Below are 3432 nucleotides of genomic sequence, written 5' to 3' on the forward strand. Positions count from 1 at the left end.
CCCGCCCCTAACAGAAAAGTTAGGGGCTAGTTCTGTGTATTAACTTTTACATTATTTAGAGATTTACGTTGCTCTAAATCAAACTCAGTTAACAGTCCATCGCCATGTATAAGTTGATATCTGGCTAAATTACCTTGCTCTAACGTTATTAAACTAATTGCTGAGTCACTCACTAAATACTTTTGCCCTTCACCAATTGTTTTATGTTTATCTACTTCCATGTGCCAGCGTTTAGTAAAAAAGTTAAGTGGGCTTTTTGGTCCATATAGTATTGAGTCGAGCTTATCGAGAATGTTTATTAATTTACGCGGGAATTCGTTTTTGATTCCACTGGCGGTAAGCTGCCAAACTCGATTGGGGTGATCGCCAAAACGTTTTTGCACAGAAAAACAAAACGAGTAATGCACATCCCCTGATAAAATAAGGGTTTCATTTGGGGTCTCTGTTCGTCTAAATGTGTCGAGTAATTTTTTGGCAGAACCTTCATGTGCCATCCAGTTTTCTACATCTACCATTAATGGCTGACCACACATATTAAATAGTGCCTGAATTGCTTCTATTGATTTAACACCAAATACAGGAGCTGGCGATACAATAATAACTTGATTGTGGCTTAATAGGCTCGCCTCAAGCTCTGTGAGGCGTTTCCAATCTAGTAAACCGGAAGGTTCGTTAAAGTTTGTCTCATTACGCCAGCGGTGTGTACGTGTATCTAAAACCACAACTTTTGGTGTTGTAGTTAGTTCGTAATGCCAGTCGTTAAAATCGTTTAACGGTTTATCAAACGCTTTTAACTCCCAAATATTATTAGCTGTTAGGCTATTTTCAAACGGGGTAACTAATGCACTGGTTTTTGTTAGTGCGTCGTTACCCATGCCCTGAAACAACCAATAGCTAATTAGACCATTATTTATTATGCGCTTACTACTTGGGTTGTTATTTATTGCTTGCTCCCACCCTGCTGTAAGGTTCCAATCATCAGTTACATCGTGATCATCAAACATCAAACATCATTAACGTTGATACGTTAGCAAACAACTTTTCAACTTCTTTTAAGCCTTGAGAGTAATTAATTAAAGCAGTTTTTTCGGCGTTAAAAATAATTTGATTTTGTGGGTTTTTACTTTGGTAAGTTGTATTTTTTATATCAACACATTGCCATGCCGCAGCACTAAAGTTAAGTAAGTACAGTGCAACATATTCTTCAAAATGAATAAGATGATTATGGGCTTTTATGCTTGAAAAATGCGGTTCATCTTTTTTAACCAATAGCCAACACCAAACTTTGGACGTTTTTGCCAAGGTGTTTTTGGTAAAAAGTGGTGGCGATTATACAATTGCGCGTTTATGTCATTTGGTAAGGTAAGCGCTAGCGCTTGTTCTTTATAAATACCGAGCTTGCTAATTAGTTGATGAATGATAAGTAGCATAGGACCTGCTACGTCATCAGCGTAAACCTGATCCCCACTGAGTAAAAGTAATTGTGCGCCTTGATTGTTATTACCACGCTGCGTGTTTTGCCAATTACTTGCCGATACTAAGCTGTCTTTTGAGGGGTGATGCGCATTACAACATGAACCATGTAAAATATCATCAAGTTTATTAGGTATTACAAATGCGGGAGCTTGCTTGTTGCTAAAGCACCATGGGGATAAGTCAATTGCGCTGCCATTAATAAAAAGCGAATAACTAAGTAAGCTATCAAGCGGAAACTGATTATTTATAGGCTTAATAATTATAAAATGAAGATGTAAATGCTTACCCAGTGTAATACTTTGCTGCTCGCTATAGCATTCGTGGTTTATAAACTCTACACGACAATTTGCAGACTCAGATGTTGCAAACTGAATACACACACCGGTTTGCTCTGCACGGCGCACCATTGGTCCCATTAGTAAAACAGGAAGTTGCGCCGTGTGAGTTGTCATTTTTTAGCCTTTGGCAGCTAATTTAAATAAAGAATAAAAATTGTCGGTGGTTGCTTTAGCAAGTTCGTTAAAGTTAATGCCTTTTAGTTCGCTAATATAATAAGCAACATTTTCTACATAAGCTGGCTGATTAGTTTTACCACGGTACGGTACTGGCGCTAAATAAGGTGAATCTGTTTCTATTAGAAGGCGATCAAGCGGTATTTGCTTTACAACTTCTTTTAGCTCTACTGCATTTTTAAAAGTAACAATGCCCGAAATAGAAATATAAAAGCCCATATCAATCGCTTTTTTAGCCATATTCCAATCTTCGGTAAAACAATGTAGTACACCACCACAGTTTTCTGCTTTGTGCTCACGCATTAAGTTAATGGTGTCTGCACGCGCATCGCGGGTATGAATTATTAACGGTTTTTGTAATTCGTTAGCAACTTCTATGTGCCCAACAAAGCTGGCTTGCTGCACTGCGTGAGTATCTTTTGAGTAATAGTAATCAAGACCCGTTTCGCCAATAGCGACTACTTTTTCGTGAGAAGCTAGGTCGATTAACTGTTGCTTGTTAAGCGCATCTTTTTGATCAAGTGGATGTACGCCACATGAGGCTGATACATCGTCGTAATGCTTAATTTTATCAAGCATACTGGGGAACTGATCAAGCGTTACGCTTACACATAAAAAGTGTTCAACCTTTTTTGCACGTGCGTTATCGAGCACTTGGTCGAGGTTTAAATCAAGTTTATCAAAATCAAGACGGTCTAAATGGCAATGAGAATCTACAATCACAATTAATGCTTACTACATGGTATAAGTTGGATTACCAGAGTTTAACATAGTCCCTAGTAGTTTTTCGATCTTAGCGTTTAGGTTTGTTTTGTCATCTAAAAAGCTAATACCAATACCCGGCGGGTTAGAACTTTGAGCACCTTGTGGAGTGATCCAAGCAACTTTACCTGTTACTACGTCATCTTCTAGGGCATCGGGGAGCGTTACACGTAAAGCCAATGAGTGCCCTATTTCATAGCGCATATTTGTACGTACAAACAAACCACCTTTTTTTATGTAAGGCATGTAACAACGGTACAATTCGTCTAGGTCGTCTATATCTACTAAGAGCTCTTGCATGTTTGGTCCTTTTAAGTGTTTCGTAGTGTGTAAGCTAATCGCGACACCGCGAGTGGTAAATTAAGCCCGAGTATTTTAGTGTTATTTTGTAAAAACTCACTCAAAGCTTGTTGTGCAATTTGATAAGCGTCAAAACTCATGCCTTGCATAAGTTGTTGCTTTAATTGTTCGCTTAAAAATAATGTAAATATACGAACAAGTTCAGGCTGTTTATTTATTATATCGACTAACGCTTTAAAATTATGGCTTTGTTTAAACCCAGTTGCAAATTTATAAAGTGTATCAATGCTTTCGAGCTGATTTTGTTCTTGCCATTGCTTTACTTGCAATGGTTGGCTGTAAAAAAGCGGTAACCAGTTGTAACCTGTAATCTGTAACGACT

General features: G+C 38.0%; 2 protein-coding genes and 2 pseudogenes. All 4 read right to left on the reverse strand.

Going from position 1 to position 3432, the window contains the following annotated elements; genetic code table 11:
* Positions 1-26 precede the first annotated feature (26 nt).
* A pseudogene (locus L647_RS01000000124450) lies at positions 27-1928 on the reverse strand (metallophosphatase).
* A gap of 3 nt (positions 1929-1931) precedes the next feature.
* The gene (locus L647_RS0116615; protein WP_024612056.1) at positions 1932-2711 is read right to left on the reverse strand and encodes a YchF/TatD family DNA exonuclease; all 780 of its coding nucleotides are present in this window, start codon (positions 2709-2711) and stop codon (positions 1932-1934) included.
* A gap of 12 nt (positions 2712-2723) precedes the next feature.
* A complete protein-coding gene (locus L647_RS0116620) occupies positions 2724-3050 on the reverse strand; it encodes a PilZ domain-containing protein (RefSeq protein WP_024612057.1) in 327 nt (108 codons plus the stop codon).
* An 11-nt stretch (positions 3051-3061) separates the two neighbouring features.
* Positions 3062-3432: pseudogene (locus L647_RS0116625) on the reverse strand (DNA polymerase III subunit delta'); the annotation flags it as partial.

The sequence above is a fragment of the Pseudoalteromonas sp. TB64 genome, assembly GCF_000498095.1.
Classification (GTDB): Bacteria; Pseudomonadota; Gammaproteobacteria; order Enterobacterales; family Alteromonadaceae; genus Pseudoalteromonas.

What these genes read in the sequence shown, in the direction of transcription:
- L647_RS0116620 (WP_024612057.1), bottom strand. Translation starts at nt 3,050, where the DNA reads ATGCAAGAGCTCTTAGTAGATATAGACGACCTAGACGAATTGTACCGT.